Source organism: Aureimonas sp. SK2 (assembly GCF_029813115.1).
Lineage (GTDB): Bacteria > Pseudomonadota > Alphaproteobacteria > Rhizobiales > Rhizobiaceae > Aureimonas.
The window spans coordinates 37,328-60,463 of record NZ_JAPZDS010000020.1 but is presented as its reverse complement, the minus strand read 5'-3'; the positions used below and the strand labels follow the sequence as shown (position 1 = coordinate 60,463).

28 protein-coding genes and 1 pseudogene are annotated in these 23,136 nt (G+C 62.1%); 10 read left to right on the top strand and 19 right to left on the bottom strand.

What is annotated here, in order from left to right; all coding sequences use genetic code 11:
* Positions 1–367: outer membrane protein (locus tag O5O54_RS19795; protein ID WP_279483581.1), on the top strand; the 367-nt coding region annotated here is incomplete at its 5' end.
* A 12-nt stretch (positions 368–379) separates the two neighbouring features.
* Here the strand turns inward: O5O54_RS19795 and O5O54_RS19790 are convergent.
* Together O5O54_RS19790 and O5O54_RS19785 are read right to left on the bottom strand one after the other, a co-directional pair.
* Positions 380–1,134: pseudogene (locus O5O54_RS19790) on the bottom strand (IS5 family transposase).
* 1,082 nt (positions 1,135–2,216) lie between these two features.
* A complete protein-coding gene (locus tag O5O54_RS19785) occupies positions 2,217–4,163 on the bottom strand; it encodes a methyl-accepting chemotaxis protein (protein WP_279483580.1) in 1,947 nt (648 codons plus the stop codon).
* 532 nt (positions 4,164–4,695) lie between these two features.
* Between O5O54_RS19785 and O5O54_RS19780 the strand changes: the two genes are divergently transcribed.
* Positions 4,696–5,907, top strand: coding sequence for a multidrug effflux MFS transporter (locus O5O54_RS19780; protein ID WP_279483579.1), 1,212 nt, complete (start codon positions 4,696–4,698; stop codon positions 5,905–5,907).
* Positions 5,908–6,179: 272 nt separating this feature from the next.
* On the opposite strand, the gene O5O54_RS19775 is transcribed toward O5O54_RS19780, so the two are convergent.
* The 8 genes from O5O54_RS19775 to O5O54_RS19740 all read right to left on the bottom strand — a co-directional run bounded on the left by O5O54_RS19775 (position 6,180) and on the right by O5O54_RS19740 (position 9,964).
* Positions 6,180–6,539, bottom strand: a complete 360-nt coding sequence (locus tag O5O54_RS19775; RefSeq protein ID WP_279483578.1) for a helix-turn-helix transcriptional regulator — start codon at positions 6,537–6,539, stop codon at positions 6,180–6,182.
* A gap of 132 nt (positions 6,540–6,671) precedes the next feature.
* Positions 6,672–7,055 carry a helix-turn-helix transcriptional regulator gene (locus tag O5O54_RS19770; RefSeq protein ID WP_279483577.1) on the bottom strand — a complete coding sequence of 128 codons (384 nt, stop codon included), beginning with the start codon at positions 7,053–7,055 and terminating at the stop codon, positions 6,672–6,674.
* A 23-nt stretch (positions 7,056–7,078) separates the two neighbouring features.
* Complete coding sequence (locus O5O54_RS19765; RefSeq protein ID WP_279483576.1) at positions 7,079–7,603, bottom strand: hypothetical protein; 525 nt, start codon at positions 7,601–7,603, stop codon at positions 7,079–7,081.
* The gene (locus O5O54_RS19760) at positions 7,600–8,031 is read right to left on the bottom strand and encodes a MucR family transcriptional regulator (RefSeq protein ID WP_279483575.1); all 432 of its coding nucleotides are present in this window, start codon (positions 8,029–8,031) and stop codon (positions 7,600–7,602) included. Before O5O54_RS19760 ends, O5O54_RS19765 begins: the two co-directional genes overlap by 4 nt.
* 148 nt (positions 8,032–8,179) lie before the next feature.
* Entirely contained in the window at positions 8,180–8,380 is a 201-nt protein-coding gene (locus O5O54_RS19755) for a hypothetical protein (RefSeq protein WP_279483574.1), read from the bottom strand.
* Complete coding sequence (locus O5O54_RS19750; RefSeq protein ID WP_279483573.1) at positions 8,380–8,856, bottom strand: type II toxin-antitoxin system VapC family toxin; 477 nt, start codon at positions 8,854–8,856, stop codon at positions 8,380–8,382. The genes O5O54_RS19755 and O5O54_RS19750 overlap by 1 nt, the downstream gene beginning before the upstream one ends.
* The gene (locus tag O5O54_RS19745) at positions 8,856–9,098 is read right to left on the bottom strand and encodes a type II toxin-antitoxin system VapB family antitoxin (RefSeq protein WP_279483572.1); all 243 of its coding nucleotides are present in this window, start codon (positions 9,096–9,098) and stop codon (positions 8,856–8,858) included. Before O5O54_RS19745 ends, O5O54_RS19750 begins: the two co-directional genes overlap by 1 nt.
* A 74-nt stretch (positions 9,099–9,172) precedes the next feature.
* On the bottom strand, positions 9,173–9,964 hold the full coding sequence (locus O5O54_RS19740; protein WP_279483571.1) for a hypothetical protein: 792 nt from the start codon (positions 9,962–9,964) through the stop codon (positions 9,173–9,175).
* 229 nt (positions 9,965–10,193) lie between these two features.
* Between O5O54_RS19740 and O5O54_RS19735 the strand changes: the two genes are divergently transcribed.
* The gene (locus O5O54_RS19735) at positions 10,194–10,571 is read left to right on the top strand and encodes a helix-turn-helix transcriptional regulator (RefSeq protein WP_279483570.1); all 378 of its coding nucleotides are present in this window, start codon (positions 10,194–10,196) and stop codon (positions 10,569–10,571) included.
* A 5-nt stretch (positions 10,572–10,576) separates the two neighbouring features.
* Here O5O54_RS19735 and O5O54_RS19730 read toward each other — a convergent pair whose 3' ends face one another.
* Together O5O54_RS19730 and O5O54_RS19725 are read right to left on the bottom strand one after the other, a co-directional pair.
* A complete protein-coding gene (locus tag O5O54_RS19730) occupies positions 10,577–11,098 on the bottom strand; it encodes a hypothetical protein (RefSeq protein WP_279483569.1) in 522 nt (173 codons plus the stop codon).
* A gap of 131 nt (positions 11,099–11,229) precedes the next feature.
* Entirely contained in the window at positions 11,230–11,475 is a 246-nt protein-coding gene (locus O5O54_RS19725) for a hypothetical protein (protein ID WP_279483568.1), read from the bottom strand.
* A 250-nt stretch (positions 11,476–11,725) separates the two neighbouring features.
* Between O5O54_RS19725 and O5O54_RS19720 the strand changes: the two genes are divergently transcribed.
* Complete coding sequence (locus O5O54_RS19720) at positions 11,726–12,088, top strand: helix-turn-helix transcriptional regulator (protein WP_279483567.1); 363 nt, start codon at positions 11,726–11,728, stop codon at positions 12,086–12,088.
* A gap of 66 nt (positions 12,089–12,154) precedes the next feature.
* Here the strand turns inward: O5O54_RS19720 and O5O54_RS19715 are convergent, their stop codons facing one another.
* From O5O54_RS19715 to O5O54_RS19705, 3 genes are read right to left on the bottom strand one after another with little or no spacing between them, the layout of a single operon-like run.
* Positions 12,155–12,883, bottom strand: coding sequence for a hypothetical protein (locus O5O54_RS19715; RefSeq protein ID WP_279483566.1), 729 nt, complete (start codon positions 12,881–12,883; stop codon positions 12,155–12,157).
* Between the two features lie 22 nt (positions 12,884–12,905).
* Positions 12,906–13,172 carry a hypothetical protein gene (locus tag O5O54_RS19710; protein ID WP_279483565.1) on the bottom strand — a complete coding sequence of 89 codons (267 nt, stop codon included), beginning with the start codon at positions 13,170–13,172 and terminating at the stop codon, positions 12,906–12,908.
* A 58-nt stretch (positions 13,173–13,230) separates the two neighbouring features.
* Positions 13,231–14,139, bottom strand: coding sequence for an ArdC family protein (locus O5O54_RS19705; RefSeq protein WP_279483564.1), 909 nt, complete (start codon positions 14,137–14,139; stop codon positions 13,231–13,233).
* Between the two features lie 590 nt (positions 14,140–14,729).
* On the opposite strand from O5O54_RS19705, the gene O5O54_RS19700 reads away from it, so the two are divergent.
* Both O5O54_RS19700 and O5O54_RS19695 read left to right on the top strand, forming a co-directional pair.
* Complete coding sequence (locus O5O54_RS19700; RefSeq protein WP_279483563.1) at positions 14,730–15,110, top strand: helix-turn-helix transcriptional regulator; 381 nt, start codon at positions 14,730–14,732, stop codon at positions 15,108–15,110.
* A complete protein-coding gene (locus O5O54_RS19695; RefSeq protein WP_279483562.1) occupies positions 15,107–15,799 on the top strand; it encodes a thermonuclease family protein in 693 nt (230 codons plus the stop codon). The genes O5O54_RS19700 and O5O54_RS19695 overlap by 4 nt, the downstream gene beginning before the upstream one ends.
* Positions 15,800–15,817: 18 nt before the next feature.
* Here O5O54_RS19695 and O5O54_RS19690 read toward each other — a convergent pair whose 3' ends face one another.
* From O5O54_RS19690 to O5O54_RS19675, 4 genes are all read right to left on the bottom strand, one after another.
* Positions 15,818–16,090 (bottom strand): hypothetical protein, encoded by a 273-nt coding sequence (locus tag O5O54_RS19690; RefSeq protein ID WP_279483561.1) that lies wholly within the window; start codon positions 16,088–16,090, stop codon positions 15,818–15,820.
* Positions 16,077–16,547, bottom strand: coding sequence for a hypothetical protein (locus tag O5O54_RS19685; protein ID WP_279483560.1), 471 nt, complete (start codon positions 16,545–16,547; stop codon positions 16,077–16,079). The genes O5O54_RS19690 and O5O54_RS19685 overlap by 14 nt, the downstream gene beginning before the upstream one ends.
* A gap of 138 nt (positions 16,548–16,685) precedes the next feature.
* Positions 16,686–17,228 (bottom strand): hypothetical protein, encoded by a 543-nt coding sequence (locus tag O5O54_RS19680; protein ID WP_279483558.1) that lies wholly within the window; start codon positions 17,226–17,228, stop codon positions 16,686–16,688.
* A 312-nt stretch (positions 17,229–17,540) separates the two neighbouring features.
* Entirely contained in the window at positions 17,541–18,578 is a 1,038-nt protein-coding gene (locus tag O5O54_RS19675; RefSeq protein ID WP_279483583.1) for a class I SAM-dependent methyltransferase, read from the bottom strand.
* A 277-nt stretch (positions 18,579–18,855) separates the two neighbouring features.
* Here O5O54_RS19675 and O5O54_RS19670 point away from each other — a divergent pair, with 277 nt between their 5' ends.
* From O5O54_RS19670 to O5O54_RS19655, 4 genes are all read left to right on the top strand, one after another.
* Entirely contained in the window at positions 18,856–20,898 is a 2,043-nt protein-coding gene (locus O5O54_RS19670) for a bifunctional diguanylate cyclase/phosphodiesterase (protein ID WP_279483557.1), read from the top strand.
* Between the two features lie 138 nt (positions 20,899–21,036).
* Complete coding sequence (locus tag O5O54_RS19665) at positions 21,037–21,735, top strand: hypothetical protein (protein WP_279483556.1); 699 nt, start codon at positions 21,037–21,039, stop codon at positions 21,733–21,735.
* A gap of 428 nt (positions 21,736–22,163) precedes the next feature.
* Positions 22,164–22,841 carry a ParA family protein gene (locus O5O54_RS19660; protein ID WP_279483555.1) on the top strand — a complete coding sequence of 226 codons (678 nt, stop codon included), beginning with the start codon at positions 22,164–22,166 and terminating at the stop codon, positions 22,839–22,841.
* Positions 22,838–23,125, top strand: a complete 288-nt coding sequence (locus tag O5O54_RS19655) for a hypothetical protein (protein ID WP_279483554.1) — start codon at positions 22,838–22,840, stop codon at positions 23,123–23,125. Before O5O54_RS19660 ends, O5O54_RS19655 begins: the two co-directional genes overlap by 4 nt.
* Positions 23,126–23,136: the final 11 nt, after the last annotated feature.

Below are 23,136 nucleotides of genomic sequence, written 5' to 3'. Positions count from 1 at the left end.
TGCCAAGATCGGCTTCCTGCCGACCGAGCGCCTTGCGATCTACGCAACGGGCGGCGTGGCCTACGCCGATACCGATGTCGAGTTCGTCTCGCCGGGCATCCTCAACGCGACGCGCGGTTTTGCCACCTCGGTGAAATCCGACAACGACGACGTTGGATATGCTGTCGGTGGCGGCGTCGATTACCTCGTCACGCAGAATTTCTCGGTCGGCCTCGAGTATCTTTACACCGATATCGGCGAGACAAACCTCGACGTAACCTACACCAATCCGCTGCTGCCCATCGGACAGCAGACATTCGAGACCTCGTCGAACGACGACCTCGACTTCCATACCGTGTGGGCGAAGGCTTCGTTCCGCTTCAACTAGGGAGCGGACTCGTTACGCATTGATCCAGATGCGGACGGCGGCGAGCTTGATGGCAGCAAGGAAGTTGTCGGGCCGTCGGTCATAGCGGGTGGCCAGGCCGCGCATCTGTTTGAGGCGGTTGAAGAAGCGCTCGACGAGGTTGCGCTGGCGATAGACCCAGCGGCTGAAGGCGAAGGTCCCCTTTCGCGTCGAGCGCGACGGGATGTTGGCCCAGGCACCCCGCGCAGCCACAAAAGCCCGGATGCCATCGGTGTCGTAGGCTTTGTCCGCGATCACGGTCGCACCGGGCGCGACGGCATCGAGCAGCTTGGCCGCCATGGGCGCGTCGCCGGCTTGCCCGGCGGTGAGTTCGAGGCGCACGGGCCGACCTTCGGCATCCACCAGAGCATGGATCTTGGTCGTCAGGCCGCCGCGGGAGCGTCCCATGCAAGGATCGGCAGGCCCCCTTTTTTGCCTGACGCCCCATGCTGGTGGACGCGGACGCAGGAGGAGTCGATCATGACGATGTCGCCATCATAGGCTTGGCTCACGGCCTCCAGCAGCCGATCCCAGACCCCGGCGGCACGCCAGCGCGTGAAGCGGTTGTAGAGCGTGGTGCGCGGGCCGTAGCGCTCAGGCACGTCCCGCCAGGACGAGCCGGTCCGGAACCGCCAGAGGATGCCGTTGATCACCCGCCGGTCGTCCACCCGAGGCACGCCGCGGCTGTTCCTGGGCAAAAGCGGCTCGATCACCGCCCATTCGTGATCCGTCAGTTCATGGCGACGCATGCCAACCTCCTTGGCAGGAGATGGAATCAGATCAGACCAAATTCGTGAACCCCGTTATGAGGACACGGCCTAACCGAGCCCTTGCGAAAAGCGCTCTTGCGTTGATCGCGGGGGCCTTCGACAGCCTGTCGGTCTCCAGTCCCGGCAGGCTGTCACTCTCTCGAAGTCGTCGCGCAGGTCGCTCCAATATGCCACCGGCATGGCAATGGGCCGCAACGCTCGCCGCAGACGTCCCTTCCATCCAAATTTCCGGTGACCGTAATGTTTAGCAAAAGAATGACGTTGATCGCTCTTGTCGGCGTCTTCGCGGTGACGATCGTCGCCGGCGGGTCACTGGTCGCCTACTGGGACGGGATGAACCGGACCGACGAGACCGGCGCTCGGTAGCGATGGGTTCGAAGGTGAGCACGAAGGCGTTTGTCCGTTTTGGAAGGAACGTCGTCCCCATCGCCGCTGCTTCAACGGGCAAGCTTCTGATTGTCTGGTGGACGAAAGACAGTAATCGGCGCCCAACTTGGGGAGGCGCAATCGAGGCCCTGTTGGCGTCTGATCCAAGCGAGCGCGGCTGCGAGGCAGAGGACGCCGTGGAAGCTGGCACCAGTCTTCCTGGGCCGATGACCCTCACGCAGGTCCTGGTGCCATAGCTGCCCCGAGAGATTGGCCACACGATCCACGGCCGTCTCGCTCTCTTGCAGCCTTCCTTCAGACTGGCGCGTGCCGCCCTCCAAGGGGCTCGGATGTTCGTCCCGTCTAGGAACACCATGCCGAACCTGACGCCGCGCCCTTGAGCCAGCGCCGGACGCTCTTCCCAGACCTTGAGCCGCGCCCAGCGGATGTAGGTTTGCACCGCCATTCGGCAGGCCGAACTCAGCCGGCAGCAATCCTCGCCTGGCCCCGTTTTGATCACGCTGCATATCAGGGAAGACGGCCCGTCCGCTGAGACCGCAAGCTCGTCATGACGATGATCGAGGCGCGGCAGCCCGTGGGGCTCGCCCGCATCGAGCGGCGGGCCTCCCCATCATTCGTTGAACGTGGAGAGCACGAAGCCGAGATCGAACAGGTCCGATCTCGCCTCTGCCGGCTCAGAACTCCGCCCACTCGTCCTTCAGAGTCTTCAGGGCCGCGTTGCCGTGGGCGACAGGCTTCATCTGGACGGCGTGACGAGCTGTGCGTGCCGTCGGCGCGGCGGTGCGCGGAGCGCTCCTCTCAGTGCGCTGAACCGCACGCTCGCTCTGGCGTGCGTGGTTGGCGGCGGCCGCCGTCTTGAACTCGGCGATGAGGCGCGCGAGTTCGTCCGTCTCGTTCGCCAGCGTCTGCGCCGCCGCTGTCGCCTGCTCCACCATCGCCGCGTTCTGCTGCGTGACCTTGTCCATCTGGTCCGCCGCCGTCGACACCTCGCGTAGGCTCACCGCCTGCTCTTTGGCCCGCTGAGCGATCTCGGAGACGACGCGACTGACCTGCCCGACCTCGACGATGATGTCCGACAAGCTGTTGCCGGACGCACTGACGAGTTCGGCACCCGAGGCCACCTGCTTGCTCGACGCCTGGATCAGCGTCTTGATCTCCTTGGCGGCTTCGGCCGAACGCTGGGCGAGACCGCGCACCTCCTGCGCCACCACCGCAAAGCCGCGTCCCGCCTCGCCGGCGCGGGCCGCTTCGACGCCTGCGTTGAGAGCGAGGAGGTTCGTCTGGAAGGCGATCTCGTCGATCACCCCGATGATGTCGCCGATCTTGGCGGACGACTGCTCGATCGTCTGCATGGCTTCGATCGCGCGTCCGACGATCTCGCCGCCGTTCTGCGCCGTGTGCTGTGCCTTCTGCGCGCTGGTCCGAGCCTGATTGGCATTCTCCGCCGTCTCGTTGACCGCGCGCGTCACCTCGCCAAGCGCTGCGACCGTCTCCTCGAGGCCTGCCGCCTGCTGCTCGGTGCGCTGGGCAAGGTCGCTGGAGGCGACGTTGATCTCGTTCAGACCGGTTCGGATCGCGCCGATCGACCCGACCACGGCGCCGATCGTGTGCTCGAGCTTTTCGATCGAACCATTGAACTGCGCCCGGACGGGTTCGAACTCAGGCGCGACGCGCTGGGTCATTCGCACGGTCAGGTCACCCGTAGACAAACGATCAAAACTTTCCCCGACGCACGAGACGAAGGCGCCGAGGTCTTCCGTTCGGGCGCGATCGATCTCAGCTTGGCGCTCCCGAACGGCCATGGCCGCCTCGCGTGCCTCGACCTCTGCCGCCTCCAGTCGCTGCTGCTCGATGGCAGCTTCCTTGAACACCTGAACGGCCTTGGCCATCTCGCCGATCTCATCCTCGCGCCGCAGGTCGGGAACCTCAGCGGTGTGATCTCCCGCCGCGAGCCGACGCATCATCTCCGTCATACGACCCATCGGCGACGTCACCTGGCGAATGGTGGTCGCAACGGCAAACGCAAAGATCGCCAGGGAGAAGGCGGCGATCGCCGCCATCACGCCGAGCGTGGAACGGTAATCCTCTGCGGCAATGGCGTAGTCCTTTCGAGCGACATCAATCTGGAGGGCGACGAGCTTTCCGATAGCGGTCGAGACCGGATCAATGACGGGATAAAGCTCCTTCGAAACGAAGGTATCCAGGCCCGCGACGTCACGGCTCGCGAGGATGCCCTTCAGCTTGGTGACGCCCTTGTTTGCCTGAAGCATGTCGGCCTTGGCTTGTTCCGCCAGGACGGCTGCCTGCGGCGTCAGTTCGGTTGCAAGATACGCTTGCCAGTTGCGGGCGATGGACGTCTCGGCAGCCGCGACACTGGCCGACGCCTCGTCCCAGGTGAATGCACCGGATCGAGTCTTGTGGGTCGCGTCAACGATGTTCACAGCGTACATATCGGCAGCCTCTTTGAGCTGCTGCAATGGCACGACGCGGTTCTCCACGACCGACTGGAGGCGCCCCTCGACATCGTGAAGCGATGCGAAGCCGATCAAGCCGTTGAGGCAGACGGCGATGCCGAGCCCGGCGAGACAGGCCACGAGGCGGGTCTTGATGCTGATTGTCATCGGAATCGTTCGCTATCCTGCGGATCGGCTCAAAGCGTGAGCAAGTTGACCGATCAGTAGGCGACTCGATTGAAGGAATCTTGAAATGGTTCTGGCGGAATTACATTGAATGGAACGCCTTGCAGGCTGTATTACCTGCGGCTGCTGAAGCACAACCGGAGATTTTGTGCGGTAGCGCCTTATGTATCCGCCATGAGTTCCGTAGACATACACGCCACGCGTCTATTGGGCTTGACGTCGGTCGCAGAAGGCGACTTGCTCATGCCCAGCTTCAAGCGACTGCGACCGCCTGCGATCCCGACAGTACGTAGCCGCACTCGCCTGCAGCAATGTCCTCTGAACGCGCGACAGCCTCGGACTTCGCTTGCCTCGCTGCTGGCCCGATGCCGGATTTAGGGCAGCTTCCGACCCCTTTGAGACATTCCCATCGGGATGGACGCGAACCGAAAGCAGACCTTCTCTTCGCGACTTTCCCATCCGGAGCCAGAGCGATAGACGGTGCCCAGCTATCCGAACCAAGGATCATGGTTGCATGTCGTCGAGCGTCCCGCGTGAGCGCATCGTCCTCTACGCCGCGCTGACGGCGCTCACCGCCGTCAGCATCGACGCGCTCCTACCGGGCCTTCGCGATATTGCCGGGGAGCTTGGCGCAGCTCCGCCCCTGTCCACGCAACACGTCGTCACCCTGTTCATCTTCGGCATGGTGTTCGGCGAACTGTTCCTCGGACCCATCTCAGATGCGGTCGGGCGCAAGCGGGCGCTGGTGGCCGGGCTCGGCGTCTACGCGATCGGGACGCTTGTCGCGCTGTTGGCGTCCTCGCTCGAAGGGGTGATCCTCGGGCGCGTCCTGCAAGGCATCGGCGTGGCGGGTCCAAAGATCGCGACCCGCGCCATGATCCGGGATCAGTTCGAGGGCGAGGCCATGGCCCGCGTTATGTCCTTCCTGTTCTCGCTCTTCATTCTCGTGCCGATGGTCGCGCCCGCCCTTGGCCAGGGCGTGATCGCACTCGCGGGATGGCGGGGCATGTTCGCACTCTACCTGATGCTGGCGCTCGGGCTGGGAGCTTGGCTCGTTCTGCGGCAACCCGAAACGCTTCCACCCGAACGGCGCATCCCGTTCCGCCCCCGTATCCTTCTCCGCAACGGCGCCCGCATCCTTGCCAACCGGCGCGTCGCGCTTCTGATCGTGGCGACCGGCTTCGTGTTCGGCGCGCAGCTCCTCTATCTCAGCATCGCCGCCGACCTCTACGCCGACGCCTACGGGGTACACGACACGTTTCCGATCTACTTCGCCATGCTCGCCGCGGGGATCGGCCTCGCCTCCTACCTGAACGGTCGCCTTGTCGGACGCTTCGGCATGGATGCCATGGCGCGGGGTGGCTTCCTCGGCTTGACGCTGGCCGGCTTGTTCATGCTGGCTGCGTCGATCGCCTATGACGGTCGACCGCCGCTCGCACTCCTTCTCCTGTTCGGCTTCGCCGCGTTCTTCGCGATCGGCGTCCTGTTCGGCAACCTCAACGCCATGGCGATGCGCTCGCTGGGACAGCTCGCCGGCTTGGGCGCTTCCCTGATCGCATCGGGATCAAGCTTGGTCGCGACGCTCTTCGCAGTCGGGCTCGGTGCCTTCTACGACGGCACGGTGACGGTTCTCGCGGGAGGCATCTTCTTGGCAGGTGCGGTCTCGCTCCTGTTGGGGGAGTTATCGGCCCGTGGAAGTGACAGACCCATCACGGCGGTCCGGTAATCGTCCGGCAATCGTCCAACGGCAGCTTCAGTACTTCGCTCGCCCCAAACCGGACCGGAAGCTTTCCACCCTTTGGATCCGTTCGACCCCGAGGAAACGAACGGTTCAGCGTTCGTTGATGCGCTGTGACGCCATCGCCGGTGCTCGGTCCCAGCACTCTGCATAGGATCAGCGATCTAAGCGGGTGAGGGAAGACCTACCTACAGCGTTGTAATCAATGCGTAATCCACTGATGCCATAACATTTCTTATGGAACATCGGCTTGGTATCGATCAAGCCGCATGCGCCTTCACGAGCGATCCGACAAGCGCCCGAAGGCGCTCTCGGATGCGCTTGTCCTCGATGCCCTCCATAGACAGCGCGGCCTCGATGTCCTGGGCTCGCAGAGCCGCGTCAGCGGGCGTTTCCTGCGCTGCCGGTGGGAAGAAGCAGATGGGCGAGACATCAAGGATGATGGCCGCTCGGTAGAGCATGGCCGCGCTCATCCGGTTCTTGCCCGTCTCGTACTTCTGGATCTGCTGGTAGGTCAGCCCGAGCTTGTAGCCCAAACCCTCCAACGTCATCTCACGCCGCTTGCGGACGTCGCGCAAAACGCTGCCGACATGGAGGTCAACCGGATCGAGTTCGGACATAGACAGCACACCTTAGATTAGTGCCGGAGTCTACCGCCGGTCCTTTCAGATGCGCAAGCGATTGGGGCAGCACGAAGTCTCAAGCCGTTCGGTTCTCCAGCGTCACATCAGGTCGAGGCTCTCGCCGATCGACTACTTTTGCGCGGCAAGGGCGGCAATCAGAACGCTCATGCTGTTGCGCACGCGCTGGTCCTGAATTGCGGCCAAAGCCTGTGAGGTTCGCGTGTTCTCGCTTCCCTCCAACTCCGCGTCGGGACCAAGAACCTCTTTGGGAAAGAAGGCGTCGATCGGAACCGCAAACTCTTGGGCGATCCGATAGAGCGTGGCGGCCGCGACGCGGTTCGTCCCGCTCTCGTATTTCTGGATCTGCTGATACGTGACGCCCATGCGCTTGCTGAACGCTTCCAGCGTCCAGCCGCGGCTCGTCCGCAGCTCACGCAGGATCGCCCCGAGCTTCACATCTTTCGGGTCGCGCAGGTTGTCAGGATCAGGTCTGCGTCGTTTCACTTTTGGCATTGGGCTCGATCCGGTGGCAGGGCCTAGTTGGGAAGATCCCACTTCCAGCGTTCGTGGAGCGGGAGCCGCTTGCGAGCCGCCGCGCGCTTCTCGCGCAGCCTGCGCACCCGCCCGTCCTCGACCGAAGGCGGCACGCTTTCAGGCGCCGCAGTTGATAGCATCAGGGACGGAGGTGCGCCCTCCCCCTCTATCACCCCCGCAGGAGCGGCATCGGCGATCGGCGTGGCCGTCTGCTCCCCGATCTCCCCTTCCGGCCTCATCCGACGCGCTCTCTGACGTTTGGTGCGCGGCGGTTCCTCGGCGATGGGCGGCGGGGCCTCCGGCGCCGGCTTGGCGGCCTTCGCTGCGAGGATGCGCGGCTCGGCCGTTGCATGAGCCACAGGGCGAGGCGCCGCTGGCTTGGCAGGGGCGTCCTCCGGGCGAGCGACCTTCGCGACATCGCGAAACGCGTCTCCGTCCGCCTTCGACCAGATCGAAGGCGGGCCGTCGCCAGCGCCCGCAGCGCGGCGCTTGCGCTCCACGACGAACGGCTTGACGGTTCGCTTCATTCTTCGGGCTGCGCCTTCGCCTTACGGCCGAGGCCGATGGTCTTGGCCAGCTCCGAGCGGCGCGCGGCGTAGCTCGCGGCGACCATCGGATAGTCCTTCGGCAAACCCCACTTTGCCCGGTACTGGTCGGGCGTCATGTCGTAGTGGGTCGCCAGATGCCGCTTCAGCGACTTGAACTGCTTCCCGTCCTCCAGGCACACGATGTAGTCCGGCGTCACCGACTTCTTGATCGGCACGGCGGGCTGGAGCGGCTCCGGCTCAGGAGCGGCGATCGCTGCGGGCTGGGCCAGCCCGGACACCGCGGCGTAGACGGCCGCGATCACCTGGGGGACTTCCTCCTGCCGCACATGGTTGTTGGAGAAGTAGGCGGCGACGATCTCGGCGGTCTGTTCCAGGCGTGCGTCGATGTTATCGAGGTTGTCGGCCATCAGGTCCTCTGTGCGCGGGGAGCCCCCTATTTGCCACAAGGATGTCAGCGAAACAAACACACGGTGTAGTTTTGGTCAGCCTGATTGGCATTTCGCGACCTGCGGTATCTCACCAATCAGACTGCTTTGGACGCGATTGGCCGCGGCACTATACAGGCATGTTCGGACGGGGCCGGATCGCCCCGTCGCTCGGGCCGGATCGACGGATGCGCTCGCCAAGAAGTTCATTGCGGATGCGATCAGCGACATCGATGTGACTGCGGTCGCGGCTGGCCTCGCATGCGACGCCCCACGCCTTGATGGCAGCATCGAGAGATTGATCGTCGTACTGGCTGTAATCCGGCTTCATCAATGCGCTCCTTTCGGGCGGGGGTGTGAGCTTGTGATCCCATCCCATCCGAGATCGGTATGCGGGAAGTCATCGCCTTTGAAGGCGAGACCGGCGCGGTAGCCCTTCGCGCAAGCGTAGGCGAGGCAGTCGCCCATATTGAGCCTGGCCGGATGCCCCACGATCTTGCCGAAGCGGCCAGCAGACTCGATCGCCTTAGTGCCGATCGAGCTTGTGATCGAGACGTCGGTGGCACCGATCGCCTCTATGAACGCATCGACGGCCATTTGCGCCCGCTCGATCGTCTGTCGGGTCGCAGGGGCGCTTGGCTTCTGGTTGGCAGCCATAGCGCGGGCGATGGAAAGCGATGCCTCGATCCGCACGATAGGGGACACGCGGTAGGGGCCGCCGTTGTCGATCAGGCGATCGTAGAGGGCTTCGGCGTCGTCCTCGCGTAGGAGGATGGCGACGATGACGGATGCGTCGATGAACAGCATCAGTCTTCCCCCCACAGCTCGTCCGTGGTTGTCTTGTGATCGCCGGGGCCGAACGGCCCGTCGGGGTCAACGATGGCGAACGCCTTCGCCAGGCGGTCCTCCATCGGAAGCCGCTGGCGCGCGAGATCGACGCTCCGCCGGAGCGCGACGCGCACGGCCTCGGCTTTGGTCGGGGCGTTGGTCAACCGCTTCAGCTCATCGGCAAGCGCGTCGACGTCGGGGTCTTTGATGTAAAGGGCCATGGGCATATCCCTAAGCGTATATGCGAATATGCGAGATTGGATATTTCGGCGCAAGCTGGTAGCGAGTGCCCCGCTCACGCCGCGCAGCCGGGCTCCATGTCGTTGAACGAGCTGCGAGCCCAATTGCCGGACAGGCGGACGCTCACGGGCCGCGTGTCGACCATCTGAGCCAGGCGCTGGATGACGCAAAGATCCTCGTCGCTCGCCTTCCCGAACACCTCGATGTCGATCCAATGGCCGCTACGGCCGACGTGGCTATCGCGAAGGCGATGGTTGGACGAGGTGTAGAAGCTCTCGTTCGGCTCCACGAGGCGGACGGTGGACTCGAGGAAGAGAAGGCCGGACCCCAGGTTGCCGCAGAAGGTGCGCCGATCGGCGCCGATGGTTTTCGGTCCTCCCCCGACCTTCGTGTGCCCGATCTGACGGAAGGCCTCGTCGAACGTGATAGGGTTCGGCGTGATCCGCGGCGTGATCTCGCGGTGGAATCGCCAGGGCGGCCGCTCTGGGTCCACGCGACCTACGTCTATCTGGTGAAACAGATCGAGGAGATAGGTCGGGTCCGCTGGATAAGGGCACTCGCGCCAAAGGGCGCGAAGGAGCTGGCGCATGTTGTGCCCATGGCTCCAAAGCCGGCGACGTGCCTCACGCCATTTGGCGGCACGGGCGTCCCTCCCCTGCTGTTGGGCAATGGGCCAGCTCTTATGCCGACGGGCCATCTCGGTGTCGACGTCGTGCTGGGTTTCGCGGATCAGCTCGGCGAACAGCGGGAGCTTCTCGCGCTTCAGGCGCTGCGACCGCTCGAAAGCGGCGCGTTTGCGCGAGGTTTCGACATAGCCTTCGACACGGCGCCAACGGTTGAACCGCATGGTGATCTCCTATCGGTGAGCGGTTGATGGTGGTGGAAGGGCAGCGGGACGGTCGACATTGACCGTTTTGACGCACCTGGAATTGCACGCCGGGCACACCTCAAACGGGCATGTAGGCTTGCACTACGCGCGAAATCGGGACTAGCTCTGCGCGGCGCTTAGCGCGTGCGATGGGTTTCGCGGCGCTCGGACGGCCCTCACTCGTGGCGAGCTGGCTGAGGAATAAAGCATGCAGACCCAGCGAGCGGGACCAATCGACGTTTGTATCGGCGAAAATATCCGCGCGATCCGGCATGCGCGCGGCTTATCACTGGCGCAAGTGGGTGAGGCGCTAGGAGTAAGCTACGTACATTTACAGATGTACGAGAAAGCCAGAGCGCGGATTACCTTTACGAAGCTCTGCGTCCTGTCGGACTTGCTGCATGTCCCGGTGTCAGCGTTCTTCGCGACCCTCGACGACCCCGCGACGAAGCAGCCCATTCCGAGCGTCGAGATTGAGGAGGACTTGTTCTTCTTCCGATTGGACGAGCTTGATCCGGTGTATATGAGCCTGATCGGCCTGCTTGCGGAGCAGATCAAAGGCCGGGAAGGGAAAGGCAAAGACTGATCCCGCTAGAAAGCAGCGGGATCGCAAAGCTGTCCAGCCATCCGTTCATCCGCTAGATCGGTTGAGGCGTGGCCCTCAAGCCAGCACCGAAGGTCTCGGCGCATGAAGCCGATCGGGCCGTTGATCTCGGTGACGGTCGCATCCGGGGCGATGCAGCCCATCTCGCGAAAGCCTGCAAGGAAGGCGCGCATCACCTCGAGGTAAAGGGCGCCCCCGACCAGCGCGATGTCGCGCAGCGGCGTACGAGCGGCATGGTGGAGCCCGGCGATCTCGACACCAGGATGATCGCCAGAATTGTCCGGCATCGACGGCAGCCGAGGGCGCGGCCATCGCGTCGTCATTCCGCCAGCGATCATAGCGTCGGCCAGCTCGCGCGTGAGCCGCGCATCGTAGTCGGCGATCGGCGTGGATGCAGCGCGAAAGCCATAATGCGCCGACAGGAACGCCACCTGGGCAAGCGAGCCGCCGGGATCGGCGGTTCGCAGGGTTTGCCAGAGCGGGCCGTTGTAGCGGTCGATCGCCGGCATCTTTCCCTCGCCCGGGCGCTTGGTGCCCGAACAGGCGAGGATCACAAGACGGGCGGGTCGCTGCGGGCTCGGCCGAGGCGGAACGGCTCGGTCGAACAAGGGCAGCCGCCAAGCGACGGTCGCAGGGCGCGTCATGAGCGGGCGACCTTGGCGCTCTCGGCCTCGTTCAGCGCCGCGACGGCCGCGTCGATGTCTTTTTGACCAGGAGCGGTCTCGATGATCCGTAGCTCGGCCGCAGACCATCCCTGTTGGCGGTAGTCGTCGAGTTCGGCTTGCACGACCTTACGATCGTAGTCGCCGAAGTCCGGAACCCACTGGTTCGAGATCGGATGGCTCAGATCTCGCGTGAGAAGCGAGAAATAGGTCTTGGGCGCCATGGCCTTTGATCCTTATCGGTGTGGAAAGGAAGCGAGCTGCGCGGCCGCAAGCCGCGGCAGTTTGGCGGACTTTCATGAGTGCCATGGTCCCGCCGCGAGCGTCCGCGATCGAGGCCGTCGGCCCGCAACGAGCACGCGTCAAATGCGTACTCCCGACCCTGGTCGTTGAGCACGAGACCCTGTATTGGTCTGGCGCAGTCTCTTGGGTTCGGTCGCAGGGGCTTTGATGATGCGTTATTGGACGTCCACCATGCCTAAAAAGAACGCCTTCCCAGCAGGCGAAATCGATGTCGTAATTGGCCGCAACATTCGATCCATACGGAAAGATCGGCACCTTGCGACGCAGGACATGGCGAATTTGCTCGGTAAGACCGCGCAGCAATGTCAGCTTTACGAACTTGGTCACACAAGAGTATCGGCACACGCGCTGAAACGAATTGCCAATTTACTGCGGGTTCCTGCGACTGCATTCTTTGCAGGTCTTGACGACCCTGTAACGAACGAGCCCATTCCCGTGTACGGCTCAAAAGAGCTCTTTTTGAAACTCGATATGGCCCTTTTGGACGCCGAAACGGCGAGCCTGATTGAGAAGCTCGCGAAGAAATTCGCTTAAGGCAACCAAAGGGTACTCGACATCGACGCCGATCCCCTAGAAATCGAATGAAGCAAGCTGCGCGGCTCAAGCCGCGGCAGCCTGGCGAGACTTCACGAGCGCCGCGATCGCAATCGCCGTCTCATGGTCGACGCCGTTGATCTCCAGCGAGCAAGATCCTCCCCGGCTCAAGCGGATGCGGCCGAAGACGCTGCCGTCCTGCAGAAGGTGTGAGCGTCCGTCCTCATCGCGAGGATCGGATACGCTGGGGCCGGTGATCTCGGCGAGCGCCGCGCTCGCCCTGGCGAGGCGATCGGCGGTCTCGCTGCGCCGGTCCTCGGCCGTGCGCAGGAGCGCGAAGTCGGCCTCGTTCGGCTGAATGACATGGGCCTGGATTTCGGCTGCTATGCCGGCAACCGATCCGAACGGGTCGAACACATGCGGCAAGCGGCGCTTGGTGATCGGCATCGGCGCACCTCGCCCGTGGACCACATGGGCGCGCTTGCGGGGCGCCTCCATGGATGCCACGCCCTGCTTTCCGTGGCGCGAAATGCGCAGGCGGAAGCCGTCTTCGCGCACCAGGCTATAGCTCGCGTAGTTGCTGGCCGAGTGCGCCTCGGTCGGATGATCCGGGGTCCAAGTCTGACCCGTCACAGCGTTCAGCGCGTCGGCGAGCTGAAACGTGAAGCTCGTCCACTGCCCCTGAAGCGCACCACCCTCGATCGAGTAGGTTTCAGCGTAGCGTTCGGCCAATCCAAGCATCGGGGTCACTCCCGACGGGCTGGAAAGCCTCGCTCTCCTCTGGAAGCCCGTCAAACGGGCTCCCCTGCCTCTCGCTCTAGCGACCCTCGTCCGGGTCTTGGGTGTCGACGACCGTGCCGTCATAGCTGAGGATCACGGCATTCCGACGGATTTCGAGAAGCTCGAGGAGGACTTTGGCATCGTAGACCGCATCCTCGGGATCTCGCTTCAAGGCTCCTTGCAACGCATGGCGAAGCCAGTGGCTCATCGCTGGGTCCTTCAGCGCATCCTCAATCATCGCATCAATGGCGGGAAGGTTCTGAGGTCCGAACAAGGACTCGATGTCGCGCGGGGGCCTGCTCATGGATTCCTCCGTTCCCCGGCACCGATCGGTGCCGGAAAGGACTATGGACAGACAGGACTCATGCGGCCAAGAGCTGCGACGGCTTGGCCTTCTGGTCGAGCACCCAATCGGCGGCCTTCGTGGCAAGCGACGCCGCCTGGAAGATCGCCTTGTTGTCGCTTTTCAGGACCTCGAGCCAGTTGCCGATGTAGTCGGCATGGCGCACGGTCGGAATGATGTTGTGGGCTGCGCACAGGAAGGCGGCCGAGCATTCGGCCACCAGCTCCTCGCGGGCATAGGCTTGCGTGCCAAACCGCTCGAACTTCCGGTTCAGTCGGTGCTTTGCCCCACTTCCGTGGGAAATTTCATGAAAAGCGGTCCGATACCAGTTGATGGGATCGTTGAAGGCGGCCATCAGCGGCATAGCGATGACGTCATCGGTAATCCGGTAGAACGCTTTGTCGGGATGGGTAATGAAGCGGATGCCGCATGCGGCGATCGTCTCATCGGCAGCCTCGACGCGCGGTAGGTCGCGCGTGTCATCGATCTCGGGGCGGTCGATGCCGGTGATCTCCTCGTCCAGCCCCTCGCACTGCGCGACGTTGAAGACGGTGAATGCCTTCAGGAACGGGATTGCGGCCTCGCTGCGGCCTTCCTCGGCCGCGCGCTGCTTCTCGCCCTTGGGCGTGAAGGTGCCGGCGCGGGCGATCTTCGTGCCCGTCTCGCCACGGCGCACATAGCCCCCTGCGGCCTCTGCCTGTTTGAAGGTCAGCCAGCGCTGGGTCGGAAACCTCATCTCGGCACCGTGCATCCAAAGGAGGAGGACGTTGATGCCGGTGTAGTTCGCGCCTGTGGTAGCATTGGCCGGGAAGGAGAAGCCGGGCTTGCCGACACCCGACTGCCAAGGCTGGGTCCAGGGCAGGATGCCGCTTTCGAGGTCGCTGATGATCTTGTTGGTGACGGTCTCGTAGATCGAGGTGCGGTCCATGTCGGGAATCCTTCGACGGACCGCAGAGGCGATGGCCTCTCTCTTCAAATTAGCCCGTCAATCGGGCTCGATCTCACTCGAACTCTAGTCTCCGATGTGCGCTTGATCCCAAACCCGCAAACCTCGATTGCGGTCGATCGTAAACGAGACTTAGATTAGATCGTTCTCATCGATGGAGAGCAATCAAGCCGCCCCCCCTGGCAATTGCAAAATTCAACGTATGATACACGTTGTATAAAACACTTGGTACTTCCCGTTGCAGGCGTCAATGAAACTTCGTCGTATTATTCGACTCTTTGCGACATTGCCAGGAGATATTCCGGGTAACGTCGCTGCGGCTAAGATGTTTTTCTAAATGACAACAAATAACAACGGTCGTTTGCCATCCTGACGATGTAAGGTTCTGACGTTAACGGCAAAGCAAATCTCTCACAACCGTCACGAGCTTCTGACACTCGCGAAAGCTGGCACTTGTCTAACGGGTGCTCGCGAGTCTAATTGACGGGGCCGAAAAGCTTAAACGATCCGTTTCGGTCCCTTGGGGTTCACGCGCAGGTGTTAGATAGCCGCGCTGTATTTGGTAGGCCGCCATGTCACAACGCAATGCCGGTACTGCGACTGAAGTCGATGTTAAAATTGGCGGCAACGTTCGATCTATACGCATTGCTCGTCGCTTGAAGATGGAGGCTCTGGCGAAGCCCCTGGACATAAGCTGGCAGCAAGTCCAAAAATACGAGACTGGTGAAACCCGTCTATCGGTATGGGCGCTGCAACAGCTATCAATCTTGTTGCGCGTTCCTGAGACTGCGTTTTTTGCCGGATTGGAAGATCCGGCTACCGGACAAGTCATTCCCGAATATGACTTGAAGGACAGCTCGGAGAATTTCAATCTGGATCTTCTTGAGCCGGAGACAGTTGAGCTGCTTGGCAAACTCGCCAAGCAAGTCGCTGCAAAGGGCTCGAAGGAATGAAACACTCAGTTGCTGTTGCTATCGCCGTGTTTGCGTTGAGCGCGAGCATTCCCGCCATAGCGGCGGAGCGGGTCGAGGGCATCGCAACCGTAGTCGACGGTGACACACTGGCGATCGAAAGCGCAGGGGAAAGGATTCGCCTCTACGGGATCGACGCCCCGGAAAGCGGCCAAACCTGCGATGACGCCTCGGGTCGCCGCTACCTCTGCGGCCCGGATGCCGCGAACTATCTGGCGTCACTGATCGGCCGATCGGGGCGCGTCGTGTGCCTCGGCATCGAGCGCGATCGCTACGGCCGCCTGGTGGCCGAATGCCGGACACCGGGCAACGTCGTCCTGAATGCCGAGATGGTCAAAGCCGGCTGGTCGATCGTGTTCCGTCGCTACAGCGACGGGCGCTACGATCGCGAGGAAGCCGAAGCCAAGGCGGCGAAGGCCGGTCTATGGGCCGGGTCCTTCATCGAGCCAGCTCAATGGCGCGACGGCGAGCGTTTGCGCAGCGAACAGGTGGCAAGCGGGCAGCCGGCGGATTGCCCGATCAAGGGCAACGTCAGCGGCGAGAACCGCATCTATCACTCTCCCGGCCAGGAGAACTACGGGCGGACCCGGATCGACACGTCGAAAGGCGAGCGCTGGTTCTGCTCGGCCGCCGAGGCGGAAGCCGCAGGGTGGAGACCGGCCAAGCGATAGGCTGGCCGGTCGAGGCGTTCAGATGGCGCGCACGCCCTCGACGATGGCGTCGGCGTCCACGGCCGCCACATGCCAAGCATGGCCGCCGCGGTTCCATTCCGCGCGGCCCTCGGTGAGCTTCATCATGCGCTCGTGCAGCGGGCCGTGGTCGCGCCACCAAACGTTGATGTGGCCCTCGTCGAACCGGTAGACGGCGACCTGGCCAAGGCCGGTCTCGATCCACTCGCTCGCTGCGTCGACGGCGGCGGGGATCTCGTAGCAGGGCAGCTTTTCGTATTCAGCCTGAAGCATTCTGGTCTCCTCGTGGGGGAACGGTGTAGCGGCCCGTGAACAGGTCGCCGATGGCTTTCGTCGCGCGCCAGGTGAGCCAGCGCTGGCGGCGATGGATGGGGCGGTCGTGGGCAAGGTGGCATCGCCCGCACCAACTCTTCAGGTTGGCGGGCGAGCAATCGGACAGGTCGTCGCTGATATGGGCGCAGGCTAGAACGACGTAGACGACGCGCAATCCGAGCTCCGGCGGGATCTCGAAGGGCGGGAGAAGGTTCGTGCGAACGCTGCGCCCCCTGTCATCGCGCCAGCGATGCGCCTCGGCATCGTACCAGCGCCCGTCGGCGAGCTGGCACACGCGCTGCATATGCGGGCGCCCGCACTTCTCGCAGCGCCCTCCAGCACGGCGGAAGCGGATCGAGGCCGAAAGCTGCGGCCAGTCGATCGGATAGAAGCCGAGCATTTCGGGTCGGATCGGCACGGACTCTACGCTTTCGGCTGATCGGGACGCTTCGTTTGCGGTGTAGGCCGAGTCTAGCTGATCGAGGATTCCGCCGCCAAGAGGCGAAGGCGCGCGTCGGCGATTTTCGGTCGTGCCGGCATCCGCCCTACCGGCGCACTAGTAGGTCAGCGCGGCGACGTACTTGGCTTCCAACGTCCGCTTGCGGTCGAACACGCGCTCAACCCAGCCCATGCGCCGGGGGATGTCGATGGTGGCCAGAGCGACCTTCAGGAGCTGGGGAGCCGGGTTGCGGGCGAACGTGGCCAGATCCTCGTCGATAACGTCGAGCACCGAGAACGAGGACACAGCAAAGCGCCTTGCGCCCTGCCCTACTGCATCGCAGTCAATCGTGAATGTGAGCACCTCGACGTTGGAATGCTCAGCCTCGTCCTGCTCCATGTCGCAGCTATCGTCGAGCGCGAGCGCGGTCTGGCCGTGATTGATGACGATCGGCTTGCCGATTGGATATGCGTGAACCGCCTGGGCGATGTAGTTGGTCAAAAGGGTCTCAATGGTCGGCCCGACGGCTGCGGACGTGCCGCAGGCAGCAAGGAAATTCGCTCCGTCCCAAATCTCGAATGCAATCACCTGTGGGATCATCCCATCGCGCGCATTGGGGTCGAGGACGGCAAAGACGCGAAGGATGGGTAGGCTTTCCATAAGCGTAGCTCCTTCGGCCGAAACGTCGTCCGATTGTCACGAGGGTTCACAACTGAGATTAGCGGCGCTCGCGAGGTCGTCCCGTTGGCCTAACCATCTCATCCCCGAAAACACAACCGACGGGTTCTGAATAAAGGGTTACGGCGCGAGCCTGTGGGGATCGCAAGCGTGCTCGCGATCCGGCTTGATGCAGCGATGGCACACCCCTAGTTATCACGATGCGGCGGTGGCCTGCTGTGGAGCGGGTACGAAAAAGGCACGGCAGCGTTTTTCGTGCTGCCGTGCCTTTTGCCGTTCTTGTCCGAGCACGCTTTAAACGCGTAGCTGGATCTTTCCGTAGATCACGACGCCGTTCTCGCCGGTGTAGACGTCGGCTTGGACCTTATTGCGGTCGACGGACATATTGATGATGTCCCACATATCTGCCTCTGAGCGCAGAAGCAGCTCCCAGTTCATGAACGTTTCGCGGAAGGCGTCGTCGATCATGTCCTCGGCGAAGTTGGCGAACAGGAACGTCCCGCCCGGCTTCAGCGACTGAAGGCATTTGCGGGTGAGTTTGATCGCAACCGCACGCGGAAGATAGTCGTAGAGCCCTGCTGCGTAGACGAGATCGAACTGTCCAAGCTCATAGGCGTCGGCAAGGTAGCCCTTCACCGATCCGTCGAGCGGCTCGACGGCGGTCCCGCCGAACTGCTGGTTGATGACCGCCACACTGAATGGGTCCTGATCGAGCGCGACCCAGCGCTTGATCCCGCCATCGCGGAAAGCCTCCGACTTTTCGGCTTCGCGAAGGTGTCCGGCTGCAAGCGTGAGGATCTCGGTTTCGGGTCCGACTTGGGCGGCAGTCTCATCGACGAGCTTTGCGAGGAGATCGCGGCGCTCGCGGACGGCAACGGATGACGAGACGTCCTTGGAGTAGGCGTAGAGGCGCTGACCGAGCGCGGAAGCCCCCGAAACCGACTTTTCGACGTTGGGATGGAGGTAGATGTAATCGAGAAGGTGGGCATCGCCGGAATAGCCGCGCGGCTTGCGGAAGGACCAATCCGTGAATGGATCCTGGTGCAGGATGGCGCAGATCGAGTGCTGCCGCAGGATCGGTGAAATGGCCTTCCACGTCCCGTGGCCGAGCCGCTTCCGCTCGCGATTGATGTAGACGACCATCTCCGTAAGGACGTGGGCGGTGTCCGAACGGTTCTGAAAAAGGACCTCGAAAATCGACAGTGTTGCGAGGATGTCCGTGACCGGATCATCCGACGTGCGGCCCATCTCGATGGCCAACGGGCCATGCTGGGCCAGAAGCTCGGGCGTAATGAGGCTTTCGCCGTCGAAGTGCGTTGGGGACAGGCTCATTTTGGCAACCCAAATTAACGTTGAGTTAACCCTATCGATGCGGCGTCGCCGTGTCGTGGCCATAATCGCATCACGCGTGTGGCATTTTGGGGATTGGTTAACTCTGACGCTTTCGTGATCGGCCCCATTCTCGCCAAGGTAGTGGATGGCTAACCACACCAAGCAACGATTGCTTTTTCCCTAAGCTCTAATCGTAGGTGTGCTTGATTCCTCGGCGTTGGTTTTTCGTCGCTGGCCGCATCAAGCTTGCGGTTCGGATTCGGGTGAAGGTAGCGACATGGACACTGCGATCAGCGCCGTTAGCCGTGAAAAGGCCAGGGGCTTCATGCAGCCCTTCGATAAGGACCTTCGCGCGGCGTTTTGGGCCGCGCGCGAGACCGACCGTCGCAAACTTGTTCGCAAAGGCTCGTGGGCCGGCATCATCGTCTACGTGATCTTCGGGCTCCTTGATGTGGTCGTTGTGCCGGACGCGGCGCACCTGACGATTGCAGGACGGATCGTGTCTGGCGCCCTCGGCGTGACGTTGATCGAAATGCTGTTCCGCCGAGGCGCGGGCGCTGAAGTCCTCGACATCGCATCGGCCTTCTGCCTGTTTGTTGTCTTTGGCGTTTGGATCGCCACCGCCAGCATGACCCACAACCAGCATACGTTCTCGACCTACGTTCTCTACGGAAACGTCTTCATGGCGAGTGCCACGCTGTTCTTCGCCTACCGGCTGCGTGTGTCGCTCATCGTTTGCAGCGCCCTCCTCCTCGTGATGGTCTCCGCCCTCTACGAGTCCGGCGCATACCAGCCGGCACAGATCGTCCTCTACTCCTCGTTCTTCCTCACCTGCTTCGTGTTCACGCTGATTGTGAACCTGCGCATGACGGACGAGCGCTACCGGGTGTTCCTCAACGAGCTAGAGGCGAAATTCTACCAGGCGGCCGAAGAGCAGCGTGGGGAACAGCTTCACCGGCAATCCAGAACCGACTACCTGACCGGGGTGGAAAATCGACGGTCGCTGGACGAGGGTCTAGCGGTCCATTGGGCGAAGTGGCGGGATGACTCGACCGCCTTCGCGGTGGCGCTGATCGACGTGGACCATTTCAAGAAGTTCAACGACGGGCACGGGCACGTTAAGGGAGACGACTGCCTGAAGAGCGTCGCCAAGATCCTCGGCGCTGTCGTGCAGTCCCATGGGGGACGCCTTGGCCGCTATGGTGGCGAGGAGTTCATGGCGATCGTCCCGGTCGCGGGCGAAGCCGAAGCTTTGGCGTTTGGAGGCAGCGTTCGAGCGGCGATCGAGAACAGCCACATCGAGCATGGGTTCAGGCTGGACGGCGTTCCCATGGTCACGGTGAGCGTCGGCATGAGCTACACGGGGTTCCGTGTAGCGAACCGGGTCGAGCAGCTCGTAGCCGAGGCGGACCAGGCACTCTATGCCGCCAAGGAAGCCGGTCGAAACAGCGTGATCGTCTACGACGCCAACAACCCCCTGCACAACGACTCGTCTGATCGGGTCGCCGGTATCCTGAAGCAGGCGCTAGGCCAAGCCCTCCTATCGCTCGCCTACCAGCCGATCGTGGACGCGCATACCGGCGAGGTGAAGGGCTTTGAGGCGCTGATGCGTCTTCAGTCCCCGGAAGGTCAAAGCGTTTCCCCGGCCGAGTTCATCCCTGTCGCGGAGCGAACGGGCGCGATCGTTCCCTTGGGCAAATGGGCGATCCATACGGTATGCCGCGATCTGCTGGCCCCGGGCATCGTCCCGCTCGTAAGCGTCAACGTCTCGGCAATCCAGCTCAAGCTGAAGGGCTTCTCCATGCAGGTTGCCAAGATCCTGCTGGAAACGAAAGTGCCGGGTCATCGGCTTGCGCTCGAAATCACCGAGGGCCTTCAGTTGGAGATCGATGCGGACGTTCTTCAGACGATAGGCGAGCTGAAGGATCTCGGCGTGAGGATCTGGCTCGACGACTTCGGGACGGGTTTCGCCGGGTTGAGCTGGCTGCGGACGATCGAGTTCGACAAGGTGAAGATCGACAAGTCGTTTCTCCATGATGCCGATCGTCCCGAAGGGCGAATGCTGCTCGAGGACATCATCACGCTGATCCGCCGCCGCGGGGCTCGCATCCTCATGGAGGGTGTGGAGACGAAGGAGCAACTGGAGTTCTCCCAGCGCAGCGGCGTCGACGAGGTGCAAGGCTATCACCTGGGGCGTCCTGGTCCGATTGACCCGTACAAGCCGAAGACGGCGCCGAATGGCGCGCGTCCGGCTTCTGCGCCGGCGCTGGTGATCGACCGGACGTCCGAAGCAGCCCCCTACCCTTCCAAGATCGCGTAGCTTCCCTTCCGGACGGACTGTTCCGTCCGCTTCCGCTATTGACCGACCATCGTCGTTAGCCGTCAAATCGGCAGCGTCGATGGCGCTCACACCAGAAACCAAGCGCTGCCGGCTGATAGACGTTGTTGGAGCGCACGAGTGCAAGGCCGCGATCTTCCGGCTTATCGGTTTACGGCCAAGCTCGCCAAACATGGCGGTGGTTTCGATTGGATTGAGACCGCCTTCGAGATCGCATTCGAGGGCTTATCGGTCGAGCGCAACGGTCGGGTTCGCGTGATCCCCTGGGCCGCGTTTCGCTTCCTGCACCTCCATCACACGAGCGGCGTTGGGACCACAGGATTCCCGGTCTACAGCGCCCGACTGAGGACGCTTTGGTCCACCCGCGATATTTCCTCGGTGGACTGGCAGGGCGATACCGCCATCGATCGATCTGGCGAGTATGTGCGGTTCATGGAGGCGCTGATCCCATTCGCGGCTGCACGAAATCCGAAGCTGCGACTGCGCTATGCCGGCGATCCGATGCTGGAGGCGATGGTCCCCTTGATCGTGGCTATCTTCCTGATCCCGTTTCTCATCATACCCATGCTGGTGTTCAAACCGCTCGGGGCGTTCCTGGGGGCCTTCAAGAAGGGGTTCGGCAAGCTGATTTTCGCCGGTATCACGGGGGCTGTTGGGCTAGGCATGAATGCCTTTCCATGGTCCAGCGGGAAGCCGTTTGAGGCTGGCGATTTGCCCGTCACGGAACTTCCCCCTCGATACAGAGAGGGCGTTGCTTCGACATCTGACGAAAGGTCTGAGGCTAGTTACGGCGATGCAAGCCGATGCTGGCATGACTGAGTTCCGCTGACACAAGCTCCTCAGTGCATTGTTAGGAGAAGCACTCGCTCTCCCAGCGGCGAACGCACTTGAACGCACTAGAACGCAACAAGACGCATTCGAACGCTACATATCGCGCTCGCACGCATCAAAGCGCAATAGCATGAACGCTGACGCAACAGGGTGGACGCGGTTGCGGGCGAATGGTAGCTGTAGCCATAGGGAGCACGCCGTAGCGGTCACACGCATTGAGTAGCTTTTGGAAGGCCGTGCTTGCATCAAACAGCGGTTGCGACCGACATGGAGCACGTTAATGGTTGCGAAAGCTGTTTGGTGTAATTTGTTGCAAATTGACGCGTGCAGGCGCGACTTAGAGCGTTAACACGCCTTTGATTGCTCTTGGTCGCTAGTCGTCGCCATGATGATTGAACCAAAACCGGGACCGAACGATGCAGGTCATTGCAGTTGCAAATCCGAAGGGTGGAGCGGGTAAGTCAACGACCGCTCTTGTCCTTGCTACGACCCTTGCCGAAGCGGGCGCTACGGTTGCGATACTGGATTGCGACCCGAACAAGCCGCTTGCTGAATGGCGTACAGGAGACTCGACGAGTTCGGTCGAGGTTCATGGGGACGTCACTGAAAGCACGATCTATAGCCGAATTGAGAGTTTCAGGGGCAAGACGAAGTTTCTTGTCATTGACCTTGAGGGCACGGCTAGTCGTATGACATCACGCGCGCTGCAACGTGCGCATCTTGTGCTCATTCCGGTTCAGGCGAGTACAGTCGATGCGAACCAGGCTGCCCGTGCTATCCAGCTCATCCGTGAGGAGGAAGAAGGTTTGGGTCGGCTTATCCCTTACCGAGTTGTCTTCACCCGCACGGCGGCTCTGATGCCTTCAAAGATGGAGAAGGAGATCGCGAATGATCTCGTTTACGCATCCGTTCCGTGCATGAGCACTAAGGTATGCGAAAGGTCTGCGTACAAGGCGATGTTTGCGCGTAAGCTCACGTTGTACGAGCTAGACGCAAAAGAGGTTTCCGGCATTCCGAATGCAATCGTAAACTCGGAAGAGTTCACGAAAGAGGTCATATCAATTCTTAGCAACGAGATTGAGGTTGCGGCATGAGTGGTCTGCGCTCCCTTGTCGCCTCGGTGCCGGACGGAAAGCCGGTCGCCGCTGGAAACGAAAAATCGGAAGCGATTGCGGATCGCAATGGCTTCACGAAGCGGGAACCCGAAGAGCGGCTCTTCCGCAAGGAGCGTGATACAGAACCGAGTGTCAGCCTTAACATGCGCGTCAAGCTGTCGGTCTCGAACGCTTTCGTGAAATACTGCCAGGACAACAATCTGTCCTATCCGCAGGCCATGACTAAGATCCTTCGGGAACAAGGGATCTACGAACCTCGGTAGGGGTATGTGGA